Here is a 25,592-nt window from a genome sequence, read left to right on the forward strand (position 1 = left end):
TAATCCTTTTTTTCAAGTCCCGATCTTTAATTTCCGAAGTTATATCTCAAAGTTATTCCAGACCGGATTGTCGTTTGGGGATAAGCGGTAGAAATAGCGTATTCAGAGAAACTGTGATCATAGTAAACAAGCGCCGTGAGATTTTTTGACAACGCATAATCTGCAGTGAAATTAATTGCCCATATGTCCTGTCCGGCTGTTACCTGACTGTTCTCAATATCGAGGTATCTTATTACTGTTTCATTGTGCCGGTAAGAAATATCTGCTTTGAAATTAAGATCGCTGCTCAGGATCCTTTGACGTCCTCCAACCTTTGTATCAATTTTGAGGTCTTTAATTCTGTAGCCCAGGCCGAGGGTATATTGATTACCACTTATTTCGGTCAACAGGTTATTATCAAAACTAAGAGAAAGAGCGCGGTCTTTTTGAATATCGGCAAGGATCTTTACCGAGTTATTCATTTCCATGTCCAGACGGATCAGCGGACTGAATTGTTCGGTAAGGTTGACATTTGAGTATAACAGCTCGCTCTTAAAGTTCCCGGCCTGGTCAACCGCTCTTTCATTAGCAGGATCATAATCCAGGTTAGACTGGAACTGGTTAATGGTATAACCTGCCTTGTATCCATGATTGACCGAAAATCTTCTAAAGTTTTGTCTGAACCACGGCATACGCATAAATCCGGTGTATTTAAGATTCCAGTTAGGTAACGGGAAATCCCTGAAGGCATTCAGGGTGATATTCCCGGGATCTCCTCCCGTGTAGGCAGCAAGAAATGCCGGAAGCAATACGTCCTGACTGTTCCTTCCATAGCCTACAGGATATCCAAAAGCATCGGTATTATTTGGATCTACACCGTTAGCTAGTGCAAGCCTTCTGGCCACTTCCAGCCTGTTCTCTCTAAACTCCCGGAAATTAGCAGAAGATTCGGCTGTACTCTGATTAAATGCTGTTCTAAGGAGCACCGTGGAAATATTGAAATTCCCAAAGGTCATAGGTGTGAGCGGCAGATATTGATCACCTATCACCCTGTAGTTTTCCTGAAATGTTTCAGAATACATTCTGGCAGCGGTGAGCTCTATGGTAAGATCAGGAACGAGGATCACCTCAGCATTGATCCCCAGCTGCTCATTCTCAACTTCTGTATAGCGCTGATTAAAATCCTGGTAAAGGGTGAGCCAGCCTTTACGCGCAGCCATATATCTTATCTCTTCCTGGCTTCCAAGAGTAAACCCGAAAGTAGGATCCCAGGTGCCCATGAATCCAATACCGTTAGTATATCCCGGTAAGAAAATACCGTTTGTCTCCTGGTAATTTAGCTGAAGCCTCTTAATGGAAGTAAGCAAGCCTACAAAGGTATTGTAAGTTCTGTCCCCTGCACTTAATCTTTCAGTTTCTTCGGGAACCTGCGGCGCCGGGTCTTCCTTTTGCCCCAGAGTGGGAACTGCCCTGCTGCGCTCCCTTATCGTTCCCCCTGCTCCCTCTCTTGTACGCTTCTTAAGTCCCACATAGTTATAAAGGGTTTGCATCTCAAGGTTGGCATTCACCTGGTGAGAATTAGAGTTTTGAACACTATTACCAAGATCGGGCACGTTCTCAAGCGTCTGATAAATCTCTGAGCCCCGCTCCCACTGAAAATTTCCCGTATAGGAGTAGGTCGCTTTTATGAACTCCAGAGCCGGAACCTTTGAAAAAGGCAGATCATAATTCAGCTGCAAGGACTGGAAGTGTTGATTCGGAATTCCCACATTAAAAAAACCATCCCAAACACCGGTGGTAGTATCGGGATTGTTCTCATCATCAAGATAATTCCTTACGATCCTGTTGGTCGAGGAATCAAAGTTAAGCCGGAGACTTTTTGTGAAGTTATAATTAATGGTATACTGCCAGTCGAAAAGGAAGTTTCTCTGGTAAAGCGTAGGAATACCATTAATGAATCCCGGCGGCAAATTGATCTCCCTGAATGTTTGTTCATTATACTGCCTGAAAATTGTGGAGCTGGCAGTAATATTAGAAGGAAAAACATTAAAATTAAAATCTCTTAAAAGGGCAAAATATGCACTGCTGTCAAGGGCCTGGACATTCCGGAGGGGCTCGATATTGACCGGTGCAAAGCTATAGTCATAGGTAGCTCCTACCCTTACATTTTGATCAAAGGCATCCTCAATTTCAAAATCCCTGTGATCAACCTGATTATAACTTCCTGAAAGGGTTAGATTCTCTACATCATAAGGCATAGGTTTTGACTCTCCCACTCTTTCTTTTCGCAAACCAATAACATTGATGCTCTGGCGTCTTGTATAATCCTCGGCTCTCTCCCGCAGGTCATCCCGGCGTTCCCGGGTAGCAGCGTTGTCCAGCACTGTCTCCAGCTCCAGGTCAAGATATTCGGGATCATACTTTGGAGTGATCAACTCCTCCCCATAGCTATAGCTTACCGGAATCCTTATACCCCAGTTTCGTGGAAGCAGCTGCCCCATGTTCAAATTACTCACTACGTCATACTGCAGCAGGTCTTCACGGCTTCTCTGGTTAGGACCTTGTCCCAGAGCTCCAAAACCTACGGTACTTTTCCGACCGGTAGCAGAAAGGTTAGCGAAATCGGCAACATTGGCGTCCATGTTGACAATGGCTGCCCATCCTCCTTCATTGTTCAAATCTGAGAGACGGAGTTCATTGAACCAGACTTCCCCACACAGGTTTCTTGAAGCAGCATCGGGAAGACCATTTTTGACACCCAACATAAGCATACGCACATTTCCAAAACTGGGATTTCCTTTAATCCCTATTCTCATTCTTCCAATCTCATAGGGATCATCTGCAGCTACAGGGTTTCCTTCTTCGCTGAAGAAATTAAGTTCTGTAGACACCACATTAGGATCTCCAATAACCTTTGCCTTCACCTCCTGAAGCAGCTGTAGAGAAAGATTCATCCTGTTCTCTGCCGGCCATATTTCTGAAGCACTTGCAGCTCCAAATTCCGTAGGCTTGAGCGGGATCTCTACCTGATAAAAATTATCTGTGAAGTCTGTACCTATTCTTAAAAATGCCACCAGTTCTCCTTCCCTCCATGCAGGCCTGTTGACAAGGGCTTCTGCATGTATGAACATTTCCAGGTTCTTGTACTGTCGCATATCCACCTGAAAATTCTTGTAAACACCTCTTGAATCCTGGGGTTCAAGGTCACATACATTAAGGGAAAGAGATTGCTCGTTTTGGCGGATTCTGGTATTATTATTAAGCAGCTCTTCCCGCTCTACTCCCGGCGGAAGTACATAAGGAATAGGCTGGCGGTTCTCATTATCTTCAATACTTACTGAAGCAACTGTAAAAGTGGTATTTTCTGTTGCGGGATCAGATTTATCGGGATCAAGTGATTGTGTATACCGGCGGTAGTCTCCCCTTACGAGATCCATGGTTCCAAAACGTAACACAGTGGGATCTTCAAACTGTGTAAGATACATTCTCATAAACCTGATAGATCGAAAATCCCCTATTCCACCTTTAGCTGCAGTAGGTTCATAGATCGGCACTTTGAACTGCAACCATCTTACCGGCAATTCCTGCCCGTTAGGCAAAGTAGTGGAGAAAGATTTAACATCGGTCACATACCGGCTGTTGTCAATATTCATATTCGGGAATAGCTCCACTTCATATTCGAAATAGCTATCCACCGTGTTCATGGTATTGTCCCGGTTTAAATCCTCAACAGTTGGCAGGGTAGTATTTCCACGGTTGGTATTGGTGACCTCCGGCGGAGAATTCCCCTCGAGCCCGTTATAATTGAAATAGCGGTTAAGGATACTGCCGGAAGCATTCAGAAAATACTCATAATTGTCTGCTGCAGGATCAGGAAGATTAGCGAAGCCGGGGAATCTGGCTGCCTCTTCTGCATCAGATAGTCCGTCATAACCTATGTCCTGGTTCAGTCTTTCCTGTCCTTCTGTATTAAAGGCGTAAATAAGCGACTGGTTGGAAGGCACCTTACCAAATTCGGTAGGAGTTGTGTTTTGCGCTCCCCCGTCTACAGGTAATCCATTTTCATATTGCTTCCTTCCATCCTTCACGACATCTTCTGAAATATTTCCAAGGTTGAATACCAGTTTCCCTCCGTCATTGCCGGCATTTTCCTGATAGATAAAAGGATCCATAAGCCAGAATTCAATGTACTCCACGTTACTTTGTTCGAAGTTCGTAGCGTTCAATGCACGGGAGATACCCCCAAAATTTTGAGAAGGATTTGGCAGGTTATTACTTCCTGCAGCAGCAGGACTATAATTGTAAGGTCCGCGAATATTTGGATAATATGCCAGGTCCAATGTATACAGCACCTGTGACTGCCCCTGTACAACATCTACATTAGGAAAGATCTCATCCAGAAAAACCCTTCGGGTAGCATAACTGGAAAGATCGGAATCTGTTACGCCAGAAGGTCTGCTGCTTCCGTAGAAAATTGGATCAATGCTATACCAGGCCAGTTTAGCTCTTTTGTATCCTGTGGCAAGATCCCCATTAGCCAGTTCTCCCCCAAAGTCCAAAGGCACACTGGACAGTTCCCATCCCAGCGGATTATCTATGGCAATAGAGGTTTGTGCAGCCTCAAAATCATCTACATAAGTAGTGGCCCTGCCTTCAAATTCGCTGCCTTTCGGGGCCCCTGGTAATAGATAAGCCACCTCCCCGCGAAGAGACAGATTTGAAACAACATCTGTATCTATGTTGGGAAGCCTGTTTACCCAGCGGGTCAAAAATGGCAATTCTGTAGAATAATTCAGATTTAGACCAAGAATGGTATTGTTTATAGGTTCGTAGCTGTAATTGGATTTTTGGGTAAGAGGCCTTTCATTCAGATTAAGATAAGTGGCCCCTACTAAAAAGTTCTCGTTGAACATATGCTCCACGTGTAAACCGGTAAAGCGTTTTGTTTGCTGTCCAAAAAGGGCATTATTCTCGGTTGATATCTGGATTGGAATATTGGAAGCCAGCAAGGCCTCATCCAGGATCTGCACCCTCCCAAACTGGTAGTTCACAACATAATCAACTCCTTCCTGCAGCACCCTGCCCCCCGCGGTAACGGTTACAGAACCCTGGGGCACATTAAAGGCGCCAATGGGAATACCTTCAACATTTGAAGATTTATACCTTCCACGCAGCTGAAATTTATTCTTTTCGGCCTGCTGTTGTTCTGCCTGGGTCTTGGTAGTGTTATAAAGTGCCCTGAAAACATATTTCTGTTGATTGGCATTCCAGGTTTCGGGGATCCGGTAATCTTCGGGTCCGGCATTCGGGTTGGGATCAAGCTTCCTGAACAGGTATTCCCCAAAAGGCTCAACAGAGGTGAAGATGATATTTCCTGTTTCGGGGTTAATGGTGATTCCCGGAACAAAATCAAAGAATCCGTCCCCACTGGCGATTGGATCTCCATTGATGTTAAGATTGTCGAGGTTAAAAACCCGCAGTAATGTTGTTTGCTCCACATCCTCGGGAAGGGGCTCTCCCCCGGCTCCTGTAATGTAATTGAGTGGCTGCGGATCTGTATATACAATATTCATCCTGAAGTCATCCCTCTCGAGATTAAAGGCTCCAAGATTATAAATGTTTTTCATCATAAGATCCCAAACCGGTTCGTCCACATTTGTGACTGAACTTTTGAGCATCTTCACCACAAGGTTCTGGGAAACAGTGGATTCAATTCCCGTTCCTCCTGAAGCCTCAATCCCGTCATTGGCAAACTCTCCTACCTGGTAAACCTCTCCTCCCACGGTGTACTGAAAAGCAACTCCAAGAATTTCATCACTTGCCAGTCGCTGATTAAGGGAAATGTAACCTAATTGCGGATTCAACCTGTATTCAGTAGGTTTTAGCTGCCGGGCGTTTTCCAGCTTAACGTAATCCCGGCCTTCAGAAACCTGCAGGCCTCCAAAACCTGACTCCACTCTCGCCACATCCCTGATTGCAGGAGTTAGCACCGATTCCTGTGGTCCATTGATCCCAAAGGGATTAAGGTCGTTATTGCGGTTATCTGCAAATGAACCGGCCGGTTGATTAAAAAATCCCGCCGGCGGATTATCCAGTCCTATATTTCCCGGCACCGGAGATTCCCCAAGATCCTGAATGGCAACAATATTCCGGGTATCGGTAAGGTTCTGGACATTATTGGTCCTGTTAGTCACCCAGATCTGTACCCGGGTGATCTGGATATTGGAATTTATAAAAGGATAATTTTCGAGAGCTTCGTCATAGTTGTCCCGAAAGTAATGCGCGAGAAAGAAGTGCCTGTTTTCATCGTACTCTATGGCAAACCTGTCAAATTCCTGGACCGTGGCCCCACCTTCAACATTTACCGTGCGGCGTTCAGATTTCTGTTCAGAAAAAACTCCCGTAATACGTGTTTTACCAAACTGCAACTGGGTTTTTATCCCGAAAAGACTTTGTGCGCCCTGTATTAAAGCAGAATTCAGCGGCATATTGATATTCCCCACTTCGATCTTTTGGATGATGTCATCTTCGGTGGGAGTATATTCAAGCTTTAACTGGTTTTGAAAATCAAAGGTAGATTCGGTGTCGTAATTGGCAGTTACTTTGAGCCGCTCGCCAATATTTCCCAGAAGGCTTAACTGAATGCGCTGATCAAAATCGAAGGTGAAGGTACTTCTGTTTCGGGGAGAAAAGGCAGGATTGTCTCTTTTTGAGTAAAGCACTCCAAGATCAAGTGCAACAGATCCCTGCGGGATCAATTCAATGTCACCCCCTCCAAAAATATTCTGAAAAAAATCGGAATTCACATAAAACCCGGGTAACAGGTCCCGCTGGTCCTCCTCGGTCCCGAACTTACGGCCGGAAAGAGCATCGGACTTTTCCTGAAAATAGCGTTGCATTTCTTCCCTTATCACCAGCTCCTGATATTCTTCGGGAGTAAGTATAAGCGGGGCAGTAATATTAATATTCCCGAGGGTCTGGGTATAAATGTACCGGTCCAGGATTGGATCATAGGTATAGGAAGCGACAATGCTGGTGGGATCGGGCAGACGTAGTTTTCCCAGGGAGTAGCCTGTTTTAGTAGTATCCTGTTGAACTATGGTATCCTGAGCAAGGGCAGGCAAAGAGAATGCCAGTACACAAACGAGTGCAATGGTATTTGCAAGCCAAAACCGATGGTTGTAGTTCTGCCCCAATGGAATTTATAGTTTTTTAAGTGCCTGCTTTATAAGAGACTCTACCGTAGCATCGGGTTCTTCCTTCACAATTCTCTCGACCACCTTTTCAGATTGCTTACGGGTGTAGCCTAAAGTCTCTAAAGCAGATAACGCTTCTTCCCGGTTTGTATTGCTTTTTGGAGCAGAAACTTCATCAATTCCAAAGACTTTTAAAATTTTATCCTTAAGATCTATTATCACCCGCTGTGCGGTTTTCGCTCCAATTCCCTTTATTCCCTGAACCGTTGCCACGTCTCCTGCGGCAATAGCCTCCATTATCTGCCGCGGTTCCAGGGAAGACAGCATACTACGGGCGGTGCTTGCACCCACTCCGGAAACAGAGATCAATAACCTGAAGATCTCCCGTTCGCTTTTTTCCCAAAACCCATAAAGGGTATGAGAATCTTCCTTTACCTGTAAATGTGTGTAAAGTTGTAAAGATTCTTCCGAAGAAATCTGGGAATAGGTATGCAGGGAAATGTGAATGAAATATCCGACTCCGTTGCAATCGATCACTACATTGGTAGGATTTTTTTCAACCAGCCGGCCTTTTATGCTATAGATCATGAAATAAGGATATTCTTAGGCCAAATGTAAGAAAATAAACAGGATAGGAAAATAAGAATTACAGCATTACTTACCTCCCGAAAAGGGCAATTCTTCAGGTGTTTTAGAAAAATCAAAGTGGGAAAGAAAATCATCCTTTCCCACTTCATTCTTTCTAAAATTTACTGCTGCTCCCGTTTGGCCTTCCGCTCCTTTTCCTGTGCGTCAACCACTGCAACAGCGGTCATATTAACGATCTCCTCTACACTGGCACCTAGCTGGAGAACGTGTACAGGTTTGTTCATTCCCATAAGGATTGGCCCTACAGATTCAGATTTATTCAGCTCCTTAAGCAACTTGTAATTACTGTTTCCTGCATCCAGGTTAGGAAACACTAATGTATTAACCTTACGGCCGGCAAGTTTTGAAAACGGAAATTTCTTTTGCAGCATTTCGCTGTTGAGGGCAAAATCTGTTTGCATTTCACCGTCAACTATAAGGTCGGGATAGAAGCGATGAAGATAATCTACTGCCTCTTTTACTTTTGCAGCTTTTTCATTCTGGGAAGAACCAAAGTTTGCATAGGAGATCATGGCAATTACCGGCTCCATTCCAAAAAGCCTTACTGTTCGCGCCGTCATCTGGGCTATCTTTCCGAGTTCCTTTGCAGTAGGATCAATATTTACCGAAGTATCACTAATAAACAATGGTCCACGTGAAGTATTCATAAGGTTTGTGGCCGCAACCTTAGAAACTCCTTTAGCCTTTCCTATCAGCTCCAGCATAGGCCGCAGCACTGTAGGATAAGCCCTTGAATATCCTGAAAGCAGCGCATCTGCATCTCCCTCATTCACCATCATGGCGGCGAAATAGTTTCTCTGACGCATGAGCAGCTGGGCATCATAACGCGTAACACCCTTTCGTTTCCTGGTTTGCCAGTACACATCTGCATAGCGGTTACGACGGTCGTTTTCAGCGTCAGATTTTGAATCAATGATCGGGACATCATCTGCATGAAAATCGATTTCCCGCATCAGTTCCTCAATGACATCCTTTCTTCCCATCAGAATAGGTTTCGCTATTCCTTCGTCATACACGATCTGTGCAGCCTTTAAAACATCAAGGTGATCTGCCTCGGCAAAAATAACCTTCTTAGGATCCATTTTTGCACGGTTCATAAGAAGGCGGGTGATCTTATTGTCATTACCCATTCTCTCCAGCAGCTCATCTTCATAACGGGCCCAATCAAGAATTGGGTGTTTGGCAACTCCTGTCTCCATGGCAGCTTTTGCCACAGCAGGAGGAATCTGAGTGATTAAACGTGGATCAAATGGTTTGGGAATTATATAATCTTTACCAAAGTTGAGTTTGGTCTCTCCATAGGCGATATTCACCTGTTCGGGAACCGGATCTTTGGCCAGCCTGGCAAGAGCTTTCACCGCTGCCATCTTCATTTCTTCGTTGATCTTGGTTGCTCTCACATCCAAAGCTCCCCTGAAAATAAATGGGAATCCCAGCACGTTATTGACCTGGTTGGGATGATCGCTACGGCCGGTTGCCATAATAATATCCTTTCTGGTAGCAATAGCCAGGTCGTAATCAATTTCAGGCTCCGGATTGGCCATTGCAAAAACAATAGGCCGTTTGGCCATTTTCTTCAGCATTTCGGGAGTGACAATATTCCCCACCGAAAGCCCCAGGAATACATCGGCTCCATCCATTGCAGCCGACAGATTTTCATATTTTTTCTTTCCCGCAAACCGCTTCTGAAGTTCGGAAAGATCCTCCCGGCCCTGATGCAAAGCTCCTTTAACATCGAACATAATGATGTTTTCCACTTTTACACCCAGAGAGACGTAGAGATTGGCACAAGCGATCGCTGCAGAACCTGCACCCGAGATCACCACCTTGACCTTTCCAATTTTTTTATTAGCCAGATCAAGAGCATTTAGCAAGGCGGCCGACGAAATGATCGCAGTACCATGCTGATCATCGTGCATCACCGGAATGTCCAGTTCCTCTTTAAGTCTTCGCTCGATCTCAAAAGCTTCGGGCGCTGCAATGTCTTCCAGATTGATACCGCCGAAAGTAGGCGCAATATTTTTCACTGTCTCCACAAAAGCATCAACATCTTTAGTATCCACTTCAATGTCAAACACATCGATATCGGCAAAGATCTTGAAAAGCAATCCTTTCCCTTCCATTACAGGTTTGGAAGCTTCGGGACCTATGTCCCCGAGACCAAGAACGGCCGTCCCGTTAGAGATCACCGCCACCAGGTTACCCTTGGTAGTATACTTGTAAACATTCTCCACATTTTTATGGATCTCCAGGCAGGGCTCGGCCACTCCCGGAGAATACGCGAGCGAAAGGTCCCGCTGAGTAGAATATTTTTTGGTAGGCACCACCTGAATTTTCCCCGGATGGGGCTTTGCGTGGTATACTAAAGCTTCACGTCTTTTGCGTTCGTTCTTCATAATTTCCTGTTTGGTCAGGTCAGGCAAAGGTAAAGAGTTTCGGTTTTATGGCTACTGATAGAGATCAAGTTTTTACTGCTGACTGCGGAGCTGCGATAAATCGCAGCTTTACTATAAGAGGTCGGACTGCGATATATCGCAGCTTTACCTCAAGTGGAGGCGTGATTAATCGCGCCTCAGTAGATCCAACCTCTCCGGTGGCACCAGATCATCCAGTTTTTTCCTGTATTCCTGCGGAAGAAGATCCAATCCCAATTGGTATGAAGCATTCATCCAGCCAAATCCCGAGGTGGTGATATAATCGAATTCTGTTCCTACATTTCCATATTCTGCATAGACTTTATGGGTAGCATTCACCACATCATATTTTTCGGGAATGGTCCCATTGTAATCGACAGCATTTCTGGTGATCATATATAACCAGCGATAAATAAGTTCGTGAGCCTCCTTTTCAAAGCCATAGTCAATCAATCCCTGCCATAGCAGCATTTGATGCGGTGCCCAGCCGTTTGGATAATCCCACTGCCGCTGCACTTCACTAGTCGCAGTTTCTTCTACGGAAGATCTTGCGGTAGAAAGAATTCCTCCTGTCGCCTTTAGATCTTTAATAAGATTTGGAAGCATCATTTTCGCCTGTTCTTCGGAAGCCATGCCGCTCCACAAGGGATAAAAATTGGTAGCCGAAATATACCCGGTTTGCTCCCCTTTTTTAAAGTTGTAATCAAAGAAACTCCCTTTCTCCTCATTCCACAGATACTGATTCATCAACTCTTTTCGCTCTTCAGCTTTATCCTCCCAATAGTCCCCGGTGTAGGTTTTCCCTTCGGAAGTTGTAAACCTGTCATCAAAGTATTTGTCTATCAGGTATTCGAAATCTTTCTCGTATTTATACAAAAGGGAATTGAGGTCCACCGTATTCAAGTGTGCTGCCCGATCTTCCAGCCTCCAGGAAGTATCGTGGCCGCTTTCCCGCAGGCTCCGGTCATGTCTGAAATATTCATCCAGCTCCCTGTCCCCGATTTCTCCCGACTGGTATTTTTCAACAAATTCTGAAACCTTCAACTTATGTTTTGCGGCAAATTTCTTCAGCACTTCCTCAAAATGTCCTTCCTCAGTTTCAGGCGGAATACCTATTCCCTGTGCAAAATACCGGTTAAGCCCGTTCTCTGTAAGTCTCTCGCCTTCCACCATCCACACCTGTTCATATTCTTTTATAGCGGCCCCCAAAGATTTCCGAAGCCATGCTTCATTCTTTTCGGGCATGGCTTCATAGACTTCCCGAACGAAAGAAGACATGAAGGGTGGCTGTGTTCGGGTGAGGTAATAAGATCTGTTGGCGTTGAGGATCTTTCCGTAGTGATCGATCTGGTACACAAAGTTGTCGACCATGGCTTTTGCCAGGTCCAGGCGGTCATCAAGTAAAAGCCCCACTCCTTCAAAATAGCTGTCCCAGCCATACATTTCATTGAACCTGCCGCCGGGTACCACAAAAGGAACTCCTTTCCCATTTTCGAGCTCCAGCGCCAGGAGACCCGGTTTGTCATTGATGGACTTTACGTATTGCGGACTGATTTCCTTCGGAAGTACCACCACCTCAAAACCTTCGAATTCCTTCTGAAGATCCTTGTAGTACCTGATCCCTACAGAATCTGTCGCCGGTACATAAAGCCGTTGTACACTGTCTTCGGCTTTTGAATCCTGAAGAATTCTTTCTATGCCTTCCCTGTCAATAGTGCGGGTAAGATCATCCCAGAACTGCTCTCTTATCCGCCGGGAAATGCGCTGGGTGGGAGCTTCTTTAATTTTTTCGACGGAAATTTTCAGGGTCTCCCTTTCTTCGGACCGGGCTATGGCCAGCTCCTGAAGTAAATTAGAGAGATAATAGATCTCACTGATCGCCAGGGAATCTCCTCCTGAAAGAGGTGCCAAAAATGGCTTTTTTGGCTCATCTTCAATGGTGATCTTTTTATCTCCATCTGTATCGGCCTGCTGCAGAAGCCGCTGCATGGTATGTTCTGTCTTTAGCTGAAGCTCCTGTGCCGTGACAGAAAATCCTGTAAGGAGACAAAAATAAATAATGACTGAAAATAGCTTTTTTGAGACCATAACTTTTGCTTGAAACAGAAAGTTACAAATTCTCAAAAAGAAGATCAGGAATCTTTTTTGAGGAATTTTATGTTGCGGGTGAGTCCGCTGTACTTGGTTCTTTTGACCGCCGACTTCTTAAACACCTTTCTAAAAGTATCTTCGGTGATCTCTTCCCAGTCTTTTTTGCTCATGCTCAGCAATTCGGGATGCGGATTGAAAAGTGGCTCATTATGCGATTGTGAAAAACGGTTCCAGGGACATACGTCCTGGCAAATGTCGCAGCCAAAAGCCCAATCTTCAAACTTGCCTTTCATCTCCTGTGGCAGCTCTTCTTTAAGCTCAATCGTGAAATAGGAAATACATTTACTCCCGTCCACCTTATAAGGTTCTACTATGGCATCTGTAGGGCAGGCATCAATACAGGCAGTACAGCTGCCGCAATGATCTGTCACCGGCGTGTCGTATTCCAGCTCGAGATCGATAATTAACTCGGCTACAAAGAAGAAAGAGCCTTTTTGCTTTGACAGCAACAGCGTGTGTTTTCCAACCCAGCCAAGACCCGCTTTGGCAGCCCAGGCCTTGTCCATAACCGGCGCCGAATCCACAAATGCTCTGCCTTCCACCTCTCCAATTTCCTGCTGTATGAACTGCAGTAAACTTTTCAGCTTATCCTTGATCACGAAGTGATAATCTGTACCGTAGGCGTATTTACTGATCTTATAGGAATCCTCCCGCTGTTGTTCTTCAGGGTAATAGTTGAGCAGCAGGGAAATTACACTTTTAGAACCCTCCACGAGCCTGGTGGGATCCAGGCGCTTGTCGAAATAGTTCTCTAAAAATGACATTTTTCCATGTCTTTGTTTTTGAAGGTATTCTTCCAGGCGTGGCGCTTCCTCCTCGAGAAATTCGGCTTTGGAGATACCGCATGACAAAAAACCGAGGCGTTTAGCTTCGGTTTTGATAAGATTGGAATATTTTGATCTTGTATTCACTGTACCCTGCAAAACTATTGCATTTATTGTACAAATGTTATTCCAGAACAGGAAATTATAACTCAATCACAGGGTTCTATATTCTGGTTGATATGAAAGAAATTCTGTGGATCGTATTTCTTCTTGATCTGACCCAGACGTTTAAAGTTTGTACCATAAGAATCCTCCACTCTGCCGTCTTCCTCATTCATCATGAAGTTCACGTAAGCTCCCCCGGCTGCATATGGCATTAAATCCTGGTAATAATCTTTTGCCCACGCAGTGATCTCTTCAGCATCATCGGCTTCAGGTGAAACGCCTACAATGACCTGGGAATATTTCGCCCCGCGGTTTGCCCAGGCGGTATCTTCAGAAGCTACATCATGAACGGCTCCATTAACAGGATAAAGGTGGGTTGTAGAATGAAAAGTAGGGATCTTAGATCCGTGTTCTATATTTACCCTGATGCTTTCATCAGTCAACTCCTTAATAAAATGGGCTTTCCAGTACCACTGTAATCCGCTGGGATAAAGATCATCAAACATGGTGTTCAGTGCCGGCATGGGAATTTCACTAACGAAATCCAGGATGGGCGGACCAAATTCCCTTATAGGTCTAAAAACTTCTTCAGCCTTTTCCATAGGTCCCGTATAATTCCATACCACTCCGCAGACGTTTTTCATATGCAGCTCTTTGGGAAACGGATCTCCGGGAGGCACAATGAGAAAGGCAAAAAAACCATAAAGGTCGTTGGACGCATTCTGCATGAGGTCATCATAAAAATTCATTGCCTCTCCGGCTTTTTCGAGAGGCCAGAACATTGGTCCTGCATATACATTTTTCACCGGAATGAGACTGAATGTAAAGGATACTACCACCCCAAAGTTTCCGCCGCCACCACGCAGCGCCCAGAAAAGATCTGGATTCTCATCTTTATTTGCTTTTACCAGTTCGCCTGAAGCCAGAACAACTTCGGCCTCGAGCAGGTGATCAATAGTTAAACCACCCTTGCGACTTAAATAACCTATTCCTCCTCCCAGGGTGATTCCGCCAATTCCGGTAGTCCCAATAATCCCACTTGGTAAAGCCAGTCCATGTTCATGAGTGGCCTTGTCAATTTCCCTAAGCATGTTACCCGGGGCAATGACAGCTGTACGGTTTTCGGGATCTACATGAATTTCCTTCATTTCAGAAAGATCAATTACCAGCCCATCCTCACACAGCGCAAGGCCTGCGCCGCTATGTCCTCCACTGCGAATTGATGCCTCCAGGTTATTTTCCCTGCCAAAGTTCACCGCCTGTATGACATCTTCTTTATCCCTGCACTTCAAAATTATACCGGGATGTTTATCGATCATCCCGTTGTAGATCTTCCTGGCTTCATCATACTCCCCGTCCTGTGGTTGAATGATCCTGCCCTTAATACGGCTTTTCAGCTCTTCAATTTTTGCTTCCATAATATTTTATTTTAATGATTCAACTATAATTCAATGCTTTTCGGGGAATAGCATAACCAGGTCCTGTGCTGTAGGCAGGTCTATTCTTAATGAAAGGGAAGAATAGGACCAGGCAGGTTTGGAGAATAAGCTTTAGAAAAGGAATCTTCGTTTTCCTGCCCAGAAGCGGGAAGTTATGAATGAGGAATATTTACAGGGGTATGATTTCAGATCGGCCATGATGCAGTCTGAAAAAATCGAGGGGAATCTCTGAACAACCTGATTATCATATTGATAATCAAAGTTTTAAAGGTAATAAATAAATCACAACGAAGCTTAACTACCTTAAAATAAATTTCAGAATGGAATTTTTCGGCTTCAGGGTAATGAGCGGTTGAAATTCAATTTCAGTTTTACAGGAGGAGATCTCAAATCTGGAAACAAGCTCTGCCACAGTCAGTATCATCTCATACATGGCAAAATTATTTCCGATGCACATCCTGGGGCCGGCTCCAAAAGGATAATAACAGGAAGAATATTTTCTGGGATCTGTGAATCTTTCCGGATCAAATCTTTCCGGGTCCTCCCAGAGATCTTTATGCCGGTGGATCTCAAACATGGAAAAAAGCAAAGTAGAACCTTTCGGAATTTCCAATCCGTCAAAAACATCCTCTTCATTATTCAGCCGGTCGATAAAGTAGACCGGAGGATATAACCTCATGGACTCTTCAATGACCATTTTAGTATAAGGGCAGGCCTGAATGAATTCGGCCAGGGAGTTTGTTTCCTGTTGTGCCTTTTTCACCTCCTCCAGAATCCTCTCCTGTGCTCCCGGATGCTGTGCAAGAAGCTGGGCAGTGAAAGTAAGGGCATTTGAGGTGGTTTCATGACCTGCAGTGAAAAGGATGAGAATTTCATCTATCAGCTGCTCATTTTCCATACTGCTGCCATCCTCATATTTAGCATCCAGAAGCATATCGAGCAGGTCATCCTGCCTTTCTCCGGAAGTCCGTCTTTCCTCTATGAGTTTTCTCAGGATATCCCGGGCTTCATCTGTAAGATCTGTATGTTCTTTGATTTTTCCCGATAAACTGAACCACCAGCCAAGATATGGCTGTCTCAGTTCCCTGACCAGCATTTTCTGCGCGGCTTCTGTAATATATTGGAGCCGGTTGATCTCCTTCTGCCCTACCGCACTGCTAAATAAAGATTTTACAACAGTTTGAAATGCAAGATCATTAAACACCGGAAAAATATCAACAGGCTTTCCGGTTTCAATTTTATTTAGCTCTGTTGTTATAGCCGCTTTGATGCTATTCAATAAGACAAGCAGTTGTTTTTTGTGAAAGGCGGGCTGGATGAGCTTGCGTTGCTTTCTCCAGTGCTCCCCTTCAGACGTCAGTAATCCTTTTCCAAGGTACTTCGCCATATCCCTTGTCTGAATCGTGGTTTTGGAAAAGTTTTTATGATTTTTCTGAAGTGCATATTGGGCAAAAGCGGCATTCCGGGAAAAGATCACCGAGCTACCCGGACCAATTTTTAATCGGAAAATATCGCCCAGTTTTTGAAATTTCTTATTATGAAAGATCAGCGGATTCTCGAGGATACGCAGGGAATTTTTGTAAAATTCCCAGGCCGGTACTGTGGGTATGGCTTTGATGTTTTTCATTATCTTTCTTCGCCTCTTTTAGACCTACCAGGTCTTTGTGACCTGTTAGGTCTGGTCCTGCAGGAAATCATTTAAATATTTAGTGTTTAATCTTCTTTCATCATGCCAATGCTCAAAAATTTCAGAGTCAATAAGGGAAAATATATAACTGGTCTCTATTTTGGATGGTTTGGCACCGATATACGCCTGAAAAGAAGAAAATTTATAATTTTTATGATCTTCAACAAAGCCATGTTGTACAGGATTTAAATGAATATAGGCAATTAATTGAATAAGATACTTCTCATCACCAACCCTTTTTCTTTTGAAATGTTCCTGAAAGAGGCTGCCGGTTCTGTTGTACTTTTTATTTATTCCTTTTGTATAGGCATTAAAGAAATTAGAAAATGGAAGATGAGTCTTATCCTGATGGGTGGGTGAAAGTTCTTCTTTTTCTTTGATCTTTAGAAGTAAGTGAAAATGTTTGCCTAATAAACAGTAAGCATAGATATCACAAACAGGCAATAAATGAGTCCGGATTAATTTTAAAAAATAATAATAATTTTCCTCCTCTTTAAATATATCCTCCTTATTATTTCCCCGATTGAAAATATGGTAGGTTGCTCCCGGTTCTAAAACATCCTGCTTCATAGCTTTAGTTCAAAACCTAACAGGTCTTGGAGACCTGGTAGGTTTGCAATCTTAAAACAACCCTCCCTGAATGCCGCCTCTCACCCTTCCCAGGTGTTTGTATGCAGCCTCGGTAACTTCGCGGCCGCGGGGAGTCCTTTGTATAAAACCCTGCTGAATTAAAAATGGTTCATAGACCTCTTCGATAGTTTCGGCACTTTCACTCACTGCAGTGGCAAGGGTTGTAATTCCCACAGGACCACCTTTGAATTTGTCGATGATGGTGGTGAGGATCTTGTTGTCCATCTCATCCAGGCCATGGGCATCTACGTTTAATGCTTTAAGGCTGTACTTTGCAATTTCGATGTCTATACTACCATTCCCTTTGATCTGGGCGAAATCCCGCACCCTTCTTAAAAGGGCATTTGCAATACGAGGTGTTCCGCGGCTGCGACCGGCGATCTCAATAGCCGCCTCCATTGTAATTGGCACCTTTAGGATCTGCGCACTACGTTGAACAATATCTGAAAGCAGTTCAGTGGTGTAATATTCTAACCGGCTGGAAATTCCGAAGCGGGCACGCATAGGTGCGGTTAACAATCCGCTGCGGGTGGTGGCACCTATGAGAGTGAATGGATTTAGATTGATCTGCACAGAACGGGCATTGGGCCCTGTTTCGATCATGATATCGATCTTATAATCTTCCATTGCCGAGTAGAGATATTCTTCTACCACGGCACTCAGCCGGTGGATCTCGTCTATGAAAAGTACATCCCTTTCATCAAGATTGGTGAGCAGCCCTGCGAGATCTCCGGGTTTATCCAGTACCGGACCTGAAGTTACTTTAATACCTACTCCCAGTTCATTGGCAAGGATATGTGCCAAAGTTGTTTTTCCTAATCCGGGAGGCCCGTGAAACAGCGTATGATCAAGGGCTTCTCCCCGACGGTTGGCAGCCTCGACAAAAACCTTCAGGTTATCCAAAACCTGATCCTGACCTGCAAAATCATCAAATTCGAGAGGCCGTAATGCTCTTTCGATGTCCAGTTCTTCCGAAGAGAAATTTTCGCCGGTAGGATCAAGGTTTTCATTCATATGGAAGGATTAAAGAAACAAAGATAAAAGAAAAAGCCTTTTCATGGGGATGAAAAGGCTTTTAGATATAAGCTGATCAGAACTTAATGATTAAGCTCTTCTTCGTCTTTTTGAAGTGGGACGTCTTGTGGTACAAAATCCTGTCCTGCAATGACATATTCCCCGTTTTCATTTGTCTTACTGTAATCGTATGGCCAACGATAAACATGTGGAATAGCACCCGGCCAGTTTCCGTGGATTGGTTCCACCGGTGTAGTCCATTCAAGAGAGTTGGAATTCCATGGGTTTGCTGTGGCTTTCTTGCCCGCAAATATGGAATGAATGAAGTTGTAAAGGAACACCAGTTGTACCAGAGCAGTGATAATGGCAAACACGGTGATCACCACATTGATCTCCAAAAGGTCATCAAAGTACGGGAAAGCAGTGTTGTCATAGTATCTTCTTGGAAGTCCTGCCATACCCACAAAGTGCATTGGGAAGAACACTCCGTAGGCTCCAATGATGGTGATCCAGAAGTGGACATATCCCATGTTCTTGTTCATCATACGCCCGAACATTTTAGGGAACCAGTGGTAGATCCCTGCAAACATTCCGTAGAGGGCAGAAATACCCATTACGAGGTGGAAGTGAGCAACAACAAAATAAGTATCGTGAACATTAATATCAAGTGTACTATCTCCAAGCACGATCCCTGTCAAACCTCCTGTGATAAAGGTAGAAACAAAACCAATAGAGAACAGCATTGAAGGATTCATTTGAAGATTTCCTTTCCAGATGGTCGTGATCCAGTTAAAGGCTTTAACTGCCGAAGGAATCGCGATCAATAAGGTTGTAAAGGTAAACACAGATCCAAGGAACGGGTTCATTCCCGATACGAACATGTGGTGACCCCATACAATGGTTGAAAGAAAAGCAATACCAAGAATAGAGGCGATCATCGCACGGTATCCAAAAATAGGTTTTCTGGAGTTCGTCGCCAGGATCTCTGATGCGATACCCATGGCAGGAAGTATTACAATATAAACTTCGGGGTGTCCAAGGAACCAGAACAGGTGTTCAAAAAGAATAGGAGAACCTCCCTGATAGTGTAACACTTCACCTCCAATGAAAATATCACTTAGGAAGAAAGATGTTCCGAAGCTTCTGTCCATGATAAGCATCAAAGCTGCCGATAAAAGAACGGGAAAGGAAACTACCCCGATAATAGCTGTAACGAAAAGTGCCCAGATCGTCAATGGCAAACGCGTCATCGACATTCCCTTTGTTCTAAGGTTGATCACGGTAACAATGTAGTTAAGTGATCCAAGAAGAGAGGAAGCGATAAAGATGGCCATAGAAACCAACCACAGTGTCATTCCCAATCCAGATCCTCCTATAGCCTGTGGCAGTGCACTAAGAGGCGGATAAATTGTCCAACCTGCAGAAGCCGGTCCCGATTCAACAAAAAGAGACCCGAGCATGATCACACAGGAAATAAAGAACAACCAGTAAGACAGCATGTTCATAAAACCTGAAGCCATATCCCGTGCTCCAATTTGAAGAGGAATAAGAAGGTTACTAAAGGTACCACTCAAACCCTGAGTAAGTACAAAGAATACCATGATTGTACCGTGGATGGTAACAAGAGCCAGATAGACCTCCTGGCTCATCACTCCTCCCGGAGCCCATTTTCCAAGGAAAAGCTCAAATATTTTAAATGATTCAGCCGGCCATGCAAGTTGCATACGGAAGAGAACAGACATCCCAATCCCGATGATCCCCATGAAAAGCGCGGTAAAAAGGTATTGCTTGGCAATAACCTTATGATCCATGCTGAATATATATTTTGTAAAGAAATTACCCTCATCATGGTGGTGATCATCATGAGCGTGTTCATTAACTGGTACGTGTCCTAATGCTGACATATTTCTTTATTCTTAACTTATTAATTTTCTACCTGTGCTACCTCTGCTCCACTTACAGCAGACTTTCTTGACGCTGTCGCAGACTGCATTGTCTCGCTGTACTCCTTTTGAGTCGCCATCCATTCATTAAATTCTGCTTCGGTTTCAACAACAACTTTCATTTGCATGTTGTAGTGAGCAACCCCACAGATCTTGTTACATAACAGGTAATATTCGAACTGTTCATATTCTTCCAGCGGTTCTTCCCCCGCGGCCAACAGTGCCTGACTGTTTTCTTTTCTAATATCATTGATCCTCGCCACCTTATCTCTCATGTACTCCGTCTCATTAATTTCTTCGGTAGTAACAGTAGGAGTGAAGGCAAACTGAGTAACCATTCCCGGAACCACATTCATTTGTGCTCTAAAGTGAGGGAAATAAGCTGAGTGAAGCACATCCTGAGATCTCATTTTGAAGACTACCGGCCTGTTCACAGGTAAATGTATCTCTGCCGTAATTACATCATCCATAGCATAAGGATCGCTTTCATCCACTCCAATGGTGTTAGCTCCTTCTATAAATCTTACGTTAGCCTTACCAAGAACATTGTCCTGTCCCGCATAACGCGCCTGCCAGCTAAACTGCTTGGCATAAAGTTCAATAACAATTGGATCATCCTCCTCATTAATATCCATAATATCACTCCAGGTGAAGAGTCCGTAAATGATCAATCCGGCCAGTACGATTACCGGAATGATTGTCCAGACGAATTCCAGCTTATCATTATCTGCAAAGAATAATGCTTTGTTCCCTTTTTTCCCTTTGTATTTAAAGGCAAAATAATGAAGAAGACCCTGGGTGATCACCTGTACGAACATAATTACCGCCATAGTTAGCAATAAAAGATTGTCGTAATCTACTCCATGTTCTGAAGAAGCGGCAGGTAAAGCTCTGTCTCCAAAGGCCCAGAAATTATATAGCATGAAGATGTAAAAGGCGATTCCAAATGCCAGCATGAGGTTCCCCTGCATTCTGTTATCCTTATCACTTGCTATTTGCGAATCATCAAGAGATTGAGTACTCCTTGACAATTGAAAGATCCTGCTTAGTTGCCAGAGCGTTATCGCAAATAATGCTACTACTATAATTATTAAAAATACTGTCATTTTATTTTTTCTCTTTAAACAATCTTTTAATAGTGATAATGCTCACTTTCCTTCATAAAAGGATTTCTCTTAGCCAATAAGGGGACTTTTGTAAGCGAATTGAAAACTACAAAAATAAACAATCCTCCAAAAAATGCCAGTCCACTTAACTCAGGAATACCTATAAACCAGGATTCACCCACGGTTGCCGGCATTACCATTACATACACATCCAGATAGTGGCCTAAAAGGATAATTATTCCGGTCATTACCACAAACCAGTTCACTCGTTTGAAGTCACTATTCATTAACAGTAAAAGGGGAAAGATAAAATTTAAGGCTACCATTCCAAAGAATACCAGTCCATAATCTTCTATTCTGGAAACGAAGTAGGTAACCTCCTCCGGAATGTTGGAATACCAGATCAACATAAACTGAGAGAACCAAAGATAAGTCCAGAAAATACTTATCCCGAACATAAATTTCGCCAGGTCATGAATATGACTGTCGTTTACAAAAGGCAGGTAATTCCGTGACTTAAGGTAGATTGTTACCAGGGCAATTACTGTAATTCCCGAAACAAACATACTGGAGAATACATACCATCCAAACAAGGTGCTAAACCAGTGCGGATCAAGACTCATGATCCAGTCCCAGGACATCATCGATTCAGTAACTATAAAGAACACAAGGAATCCTGCAGCAAGTTTGAAGTTTTTCTTAAACCATCTGTTATCTGTTGCGTCATCCTGTCTCAAGGAATTTCTTCTCATTAGATATCGGAAAAGGTTCCAGCCGGCGATATAAATTGCAGCTCTTATAAGAAAGAAAGGAACATTAAGATATCCGCTTTTGTTACGTATGATCTCATCGTGTTCAACTACTTCGGGATCCATCCATACAAAAAGGTGGTTGAGGTGTAATCCAGACAGAGCCAGGATCACAAATACTATGATACTACCGGGGAGCAGGTAAGCAGTAATGCCCTCCATAACTCTGAAAAGAACAGGAGACCATCCCGCCTGGGCGGCATATTGTACTGCGTAGAAGGCAAGAACTCCAAGTGCGATCATAAAGAAAAAGAATGCAGCAACATATAAGGCAGCCCATGGTTTGTTTTGTAATTGATGTAGAACATGCTCCAGGTGTTCCTGTTCATGGTCATCACCGGCTTTTATACTGGTATGCTCATCTGTACGTTCTGTATTTATTTCATGTTCTGAAGGCACAAAATCAAAGCCTTTTGCATCATCTTCCAGGTGATCTTCTGCCTGCCCCGTAATAGGTACATGTTCCTCTCCATGTCCCCCATGAGATGCTATTATTTCTTTTACATCTTCTATGGAATCAGGCGCCGCAATAAATCCGTAGACCAAGCCCAACAGACCTACCACCATAAGAATGATAGAAAATAATTTTAATTTACTGGATAGCGTGTACATATTGTATAATATCTAATGTGCTGTTATTCTTGAGTTTCATCAATTGATTCATTTGCCGACTCATCTTCCTTTACCTCCATGGTCTTTTCGGCATTTACGGGTGGAATGAGATCTTCTTCAGCTTCAAATTCCATTTCGGGGCCTCCCTCAAGATTATTCTTGAGATTCATTACGTAATGAGTAATGAGCCAACGTTCCTCAATAGAAGTCTGTGAAGCGTAGGATCCCATTGCGTTAAGGCCGTAATATTGTACATGATAAACTCCACCTTCAGTAATCGCTCTTCCTGCATCATCAAACCGGGGAATACCCAGGATCTTCTCTCTTTGCACCAAAATTCCCTGTCCATCTCCTTTGTCCCCGTGACATACCGCACAATAAACAGTAAACAGAGCTTTTCCCCTGGCAAGGTTCTTTTCGGTATATGGCAGCGGATTGGTAAGCTCTGCCTTGGCGGCAGCAAAACCTTCAGGATCATTTTCGTACTCGTATGGTCTCCAGCCTCTCGAAACAGTACCTTCCACAGGAAGTTTAGCCGACTGTTCATTGACGAAGACATCGTAAGCTCCATATGGTTCATAGCTCACAGTTTCGTGCATATTAGGCATATACTGGTAATTGGGCTTAGAGTTATCCATACAGGAAACAACACTAAGACCAAGCATGAATAATATGGATTTTCTAAATAAACTTTTCATCGGGTTTATTTGTTATCTATTAATTTAATTTCTGAAGCTCCAGTCTTAAATAAAAAGTCGGTTAGCTCCTCTGCATCGTGATTCCCTAAAACTACCTCCATAAGGAAATGATCGTCTGTAGTTCTTACGTCCGGATTTTCAGCATTCTTAAAAGGCCACAGTTTACTTCTCATAAAGAAGGTAAAAACCATTAAGTGAGCCGCAAAGAATACAGTCAATTCGAACATAATAGGAACAAAGGCCGGCATATTCTGAAGAAAGCTAAAGCTTGGTTTTCCACCAATATCCATTGGCCAGTCTTCTATCATTATAAAATTCATCATGGCAATGGATACCAGAAGACCAATGATCCCATAAATAAAAGAGGTTATTGCCAGCCTGGTTGGAGCAAGTCCCATGGCTTTATCAAGACCATGTACCGGAAACGGAGTATAGATCTCTCCAATTCTGTAACGGGCTTCCCTTACCTGCCTTACTGCCTGCATTAGCAAGTCATCATCTGTATAAAGGGCGTGTATAACTTTAGATGCCATTATTATTTATTTTTAAGTTGGTTTGCCTGATGGTTCCAGTCACCGCGGTTTTCGGCTGTTGGGAAATTGTCAATAACCCTGTCAAGCAATGTATAGTCGTCGAATGTAAGTCCGCTCACCTGTGAGTAAGTATAAATACCAACCTGGTGAAGCTTTTGTTCCATAACAGGACCTACTCCGTTTAATTTCTGAAGGTCATCTGCATGTTGAGTTGCCGGATCAAAAACTCCGATCCTGTGCAACATCTCATCAATTTTGTCTTTATCAACTTCGGAATCTGTCAGACCTTCTGTGTGAGTTGTAGGCTCATGTTCCTTTTTCTGATCGTATTCATCTCTTTTGATCCATCCTCCCTCTACATTAGAAACAGGTTCTCTCACGATAGTATTTGTGTGATCTGCATGATCTCCATGCTCTTCACGTAATTTTTTATAACGGTCGCCCGAAGATTTAAGAATGGTCTTCACCTCTGCCTGTGCAATTACAGGGAAGGTTCTGGCATAAAGCAGGAACAGAACAAAGAAGAACCCTATCGTTCCAATGAAGATCCCTATATCTACAAAAGTTGGCGAGAACATAGTCCAGGAAGACGGAAGGTAATCCCTGTGAAGTGAAGTCACAATGATCACAAAACGTTCAAACCACATTCCTATGTTTACCACAATAGAAATAAAGAAAGAGAACATAATACTGGTACGTAATTTTTTGAACCACATGAACTGCGGTGAAAATACGTTACAGGTCATCATCGCCCAGTAAGCCCACGCATAAGGTCCTGTAGCACGGTTAAGGAAAGCATATTGTTCGTACTCCACTCCGGAATACCAGGCCATAAATAATTCAGTAATATATGCGACACCCACGATGGAACCTGTGATCATAATTACAATGTTCATCAATTCGATGTGCTGTATAGTGATATAATCTTCAAGATTGGAAACCTTTCTCATGATAATGAGAAGTGTATTCACCATTGCAAACCCCGAGAAAATAGCTCCCGCAACGAAGTAGGGAGGGAAAATGGTAGTATGCCATCCGGGAATTACCGAAGTTGCAAAGTCAAAGGATACAATAGTGTGTACAGAAAGTACAAGTGGAGTTGCCAAACCTGCCAAAACCAAAGAAACTTCTTCGAATCGCTGCCAGTCTTTTGCACGACCACTCCAGCCAAAACTGAGGATTCCGTAGATATGTTTTTGGAATGGCTTTATGGCCCTGTCCCTGATCATTGCAAAATCCGGAAGAAGCCCTGTCCACCAGAATACTAGGGAAACAGAAAGATAAGTAGAGATAGCAAATACGTCCCAAAGCAGCGGGGAGTTAAAGTTCACCCAAAGCGAACCGAACTGGTTAGGAATAGGTAATACCCAGTAAGCGAGCCATGGCCGTCCCATGTGAATAATTGGGAACAAACCTGCCTGAACTACCGAGAAAATGGTCATAGCCTCTGCAGACCGGTTAATTGCCATTCTCCATTTTTGGCGGAAAAGAAGAAGTACTGCCGAGATAAGTGTTCCCGCGTGGCCGATACCTACCCACCAAACAAAGTTAGTGATATCCCAGGCCCAACCTACGGTCCTGTTCAATCCCCATGTACCAATTCCCGTAGAAACGGTATATATAATACAACCTAATCCCCAAAGGAAAGCTACCAGTGCAATAGAGAAAACAATCCACCATGACTTATTGGCCCGTCCTTCAACAGGGGCAGCCACATCTCTCGTGACATCATGATAAGTCTTATCGCCAAGTACTAAAGGCTTTCGAATAGGTGCTTCGTAATGAGACATATGCTTTTATAATT

15 protein-coding genes are annotated in these 25,592 nt (G+C 43.7%); all 15 read right to left on the reverse strand.

What is annotated here, in order from left to right:
• Positions 1 to 26: 26 nt before the first annotated feature.
• The 15 genes from sov to nrfD all read right to left on the reverse strand — a co-directional run bounded on the left by sov (position 27) and on the right by nrfD (position 25,578).
• The gene (sov, locus tag G564_RS0110495; protein WP_051205396.1) at positions 27 to 7,175 is read right to left on the reverse strand and encodes a T9SS outer membrane translocon Sov/SprA; all 7,149 of its coding nucleotides are present in this window, start codon (positions 7,173 to 7,175) and stop codon (positions 27 to 29) included.
• A gap of 6 nt (positions 7,176 to 7,181) precedes the next feature.
• Positions 7,182 to 7,763, reverse strand: a complete 582-nt coding sequence (gene ruvA / locus G564_RS0110500; protein WP_029037634.1) for a Holliday junction branch migration protein RuvA — start codon at positions 7,761 to 7,763, stop codon at positions 7,182 to 7,184.
• Positions 7,764 to 7,924: 161 nt separating this feature from the next.
• Positions 7,925 to 10,219, reverse strand: coding sequence for an NADP-dependent malic enzyme (locus G564_RS0110510; RefSeq protein WP_029037635.1), 2,295 nt, complete (start codon positions 10,217 to 10,219; stop codon positions 7,925 to 7,927).
• A gap of 165 nt (positions 10,220 to 10,384) precedes the next feature.
• A complete protein-coding gene (locus G564_RS0110515; protein ID WP_084625620.1) occupies positions 10,385 to 12,325 on the reverse strand; it encodes a trehalase family glycosidase in 1,941 nt (646 codons plus the stop codon).
• Positions 12,326 to 12,369: 44 nt separating this feature from the next.
• Positions 12,370 to 13,299: a tRNA epoxyqueuosine(34) reductase QueG gene (queG, locus tag G564_RS0110520; protein WP_029037637.1), complete on the reverse strand. Its 930-nt coding sequence runs from the start codon at positions 13,297 to 13,299 to the stop codon at positions 12,370 to 12,372.
• Between the two features lie 62 nt (positions 13,300 to 13,361).
• Complete coding sequence (locus G564_RS0110525; protein WP_037373850.1) at positions 13,362 to 14,735, reverse strand: FAD-binding oxidoreductase; 1,374 nt, start codon at positions 14,733 to 14,735, stop codon at positions 13,362 to 13,364.
• Between the two features lie 319 nt (positions 14,736 to 15,054).
• A complete protein-coding gene (locus G564_RS0110530; protein WP_029037639.1) occupies positions 15,055 to 16,383 on the reverse strand; it encodes a cytochrome P450 in 1,329 nt (442 codons plus the stop codon).
• Between the two features lie 45 nt (positions 16,384 to 16,428).
• Positions 16,429 to 17,013: a transposase gene (locus tag G564_RS0110535; protein ID WP_029037640.1), complete on the reverse strand. Its 585-nt coding sequence runs from the start codon at positions 17,011 to 17,013 to the stop codon at positions 16,429 to 16,431.
• 51 nt (positions 17,014 to 17,064) lie between these two features.
• Positions 17,065 to 18,087, reverse strand: coding sequence for a Holliday junction branch migration DNA helicase RuvB (gene ruvB / locus G564_RS0110540; RefSeq protein ID WP_029037641.1), 1,023 nt, complete (start codon positions 18,085 to 18,087; stop codon positions 17,065 to 17,067).
• A gap of 83 nt (positions 18,088 to 18,170) precedes the next feature.
• Positions 18,171 to 19,991: a cytochrome c oxidase subunit I gene (locus G564_RS0110545; RefSeq protein ID WP_029037642.1), complete on the reverse strand. Its 1,821-nt coding sequence runs from the start codon at positions 19,989 to 19,991 to the stop codon at positions 18,171 to 18,173.
• A gap of 20 nt (positions 19,992 to 20,011) precedes the next feature.
• Positions 20,012 to 21,136: a cytochrome c oxidase subunit II gene (locus tag G564_RS19055; protein ID WP_051205397.1), complete on the reverse strand. Its 1,125-nt coding sequence runs from the start codon at positions 21,134 to 21,136 to the stop codon at positions 20,012 to 20,014.
• 26 nt (positions 21,137 to 21,162) lie between these two features.
• Positions 21,163 to 22,557, reverse strand: coding sequence for a hypothetical protein (locus tag G564_RS0110555; protein WP_029037643.1), 1,395 nt, complete (start codon positions 22,555 to 22,557; stop codon positions 21,163 to 21,165).
• A gap of 23 nt (positions 22,558 to 22,580) precedes the next feature.
• Positions 22,581 to 23,255 carry a c-type cytochrome gene (locus tag G564_RS0110560; protein WP_029037644.1) on the reverse strand — a complete coding sequence of 225 codons (675 nt, stop codon included), beginning with the start codon at positions 23,253 to 23,255 and terminating at the stop codon, positions 22,581 to 22,583.
• Positions 23,256 to 23,260: 5 nt separating this feature from the next.
• Positions 23,261 to 23,788, reverse strand: coding sequence for a DUF3341 domain-containing protein (locus G564_RS0110565; RefSeq protein WP_029037645.1), 528 nt, complete (start codon positions 23,786 to 23,788; stop codon positions 23,261 to 23,263).
• Positions 23,789 to 23,790: 2 nt separating this feature from the next.
• The gene (nrfD, locus tag G564_RS19060; RefSeq protein WP_084625621.1) at positions 23,791 to 25,578 is read right to left on the reverse strand and encodes an NrfD/PsrC family molybdoenzyme membrane anchor subunit; all 1,788 of its coding nucleotides are present in this window, start codon (positions 25,576 to 25,578) and stop codon (positions 23,791 to 23,793) included.
• Positions 25,579 to 25,592 lie beyond the last annotated feature (14 nt).

The organism is Salinimicrobium xinjiangense DSM 19287 (assembly GCF_000423585.1).
Lineage (GTDB): Bacteria > Bacteroidota > Bacteroidia > Flavobacteriales > Flavobacteriaceae > Salinimicrobium > Salinimicrobium xinjiangense.

Excerpts from the sequence above, each read along its gene's own strand:
- ruvA (WP_029037634.1), bottom strand. The coding sequence starts at position 7,763 with ATGATCTATAGCATAAAAGGCCGGCTGGTTGAAAAAAATCCTACCAAT.
- G564_RS0110510 (WP_029037635.1), bottom strand. The coding sequence starts at position 10,219 with ATGAAGAACGAACGCAAAAGACGTGAAGCTTTAGTATACCACGCAAAG.
- G564_RS0110515 (WP_084625620.1), bottom strand. The coding sequence starts at position 12,325 with ATGGTCTCAAAAAAGCTATTTTCAGTCATTATTTATTTTTGTCTCCTT.
- G564_RS0110525 (WP_037373850.1), bottom strand. The coding sequence starts at position 14,735 with ATGGAAGCAAAAATTGAAGAGCTGAAAAGCCGTATTAAGGGCAGGATC.
- G564_RS0110530 (WP_029037639.1), bottom strand. The coding sequence starts at position 16,383 with ATGAAAAACATCAAAGCCATACCCACAGTACCGGCCTGGGAATTTTAC.
- G564_RS0110535 (WP_029037640.1), bottom strand. The coding sequence starts at position 17,013 with ATGAAGCAGGATGTTTTAGAACCGGGAGCAACCTACCATATTTTCAAT.
- ruvB (WP_029037641.1), bottom strand. The coding sequence starts at position 18,087 with ATGAATGAAAACCTTGATCCTACCGGCGAAAATTTCTCTTCGGAAGAA.
- G564_RS0110545 (WP_029037642.1), bottom strand. The coding sequence starts at position 19,991 with ATGTCAGCATTAGGACACGTACCAGTTAATGAACACGCTCATGATGAT.
- G564_RS19055 (WP_051205397.1), bottom strand. The coding sequence starts at position 21,136 with ATGACAGTATTTTTAATAATTATAGTAGTAGCATTATTTGCGATAACG.
- G564_RS0110555 (WP_029037643.1), bottom strand. The coding sequence starts at position 22,557 with ATGTACACGCTATCCAGTAAATTAAAATTATTTTCTATCATTCTTATG.
- G564_RS0110560 (WP_029037644.1), bottom strand. The coding sequence starts at position 23,255 with ATGAAAAGTTTATTTAGAAAATCCATATTATTCATGCTTGGTCTTAGT.
- G564_RS0110565 (WP_029037645.1), bottom strand. The coding sequence starts at position 23,788 with ATGGCATCTAAAGTTATACACGCCCTTTATACAGATGATGACTTGCTA.
- nrfD (WP_084625621.1), bottom strand. The coding sequence starts at position 25,578 with ATGTCTCATTACGAAGCACCTATTCGAAAGCCTTTAGTACTTGGCGAT.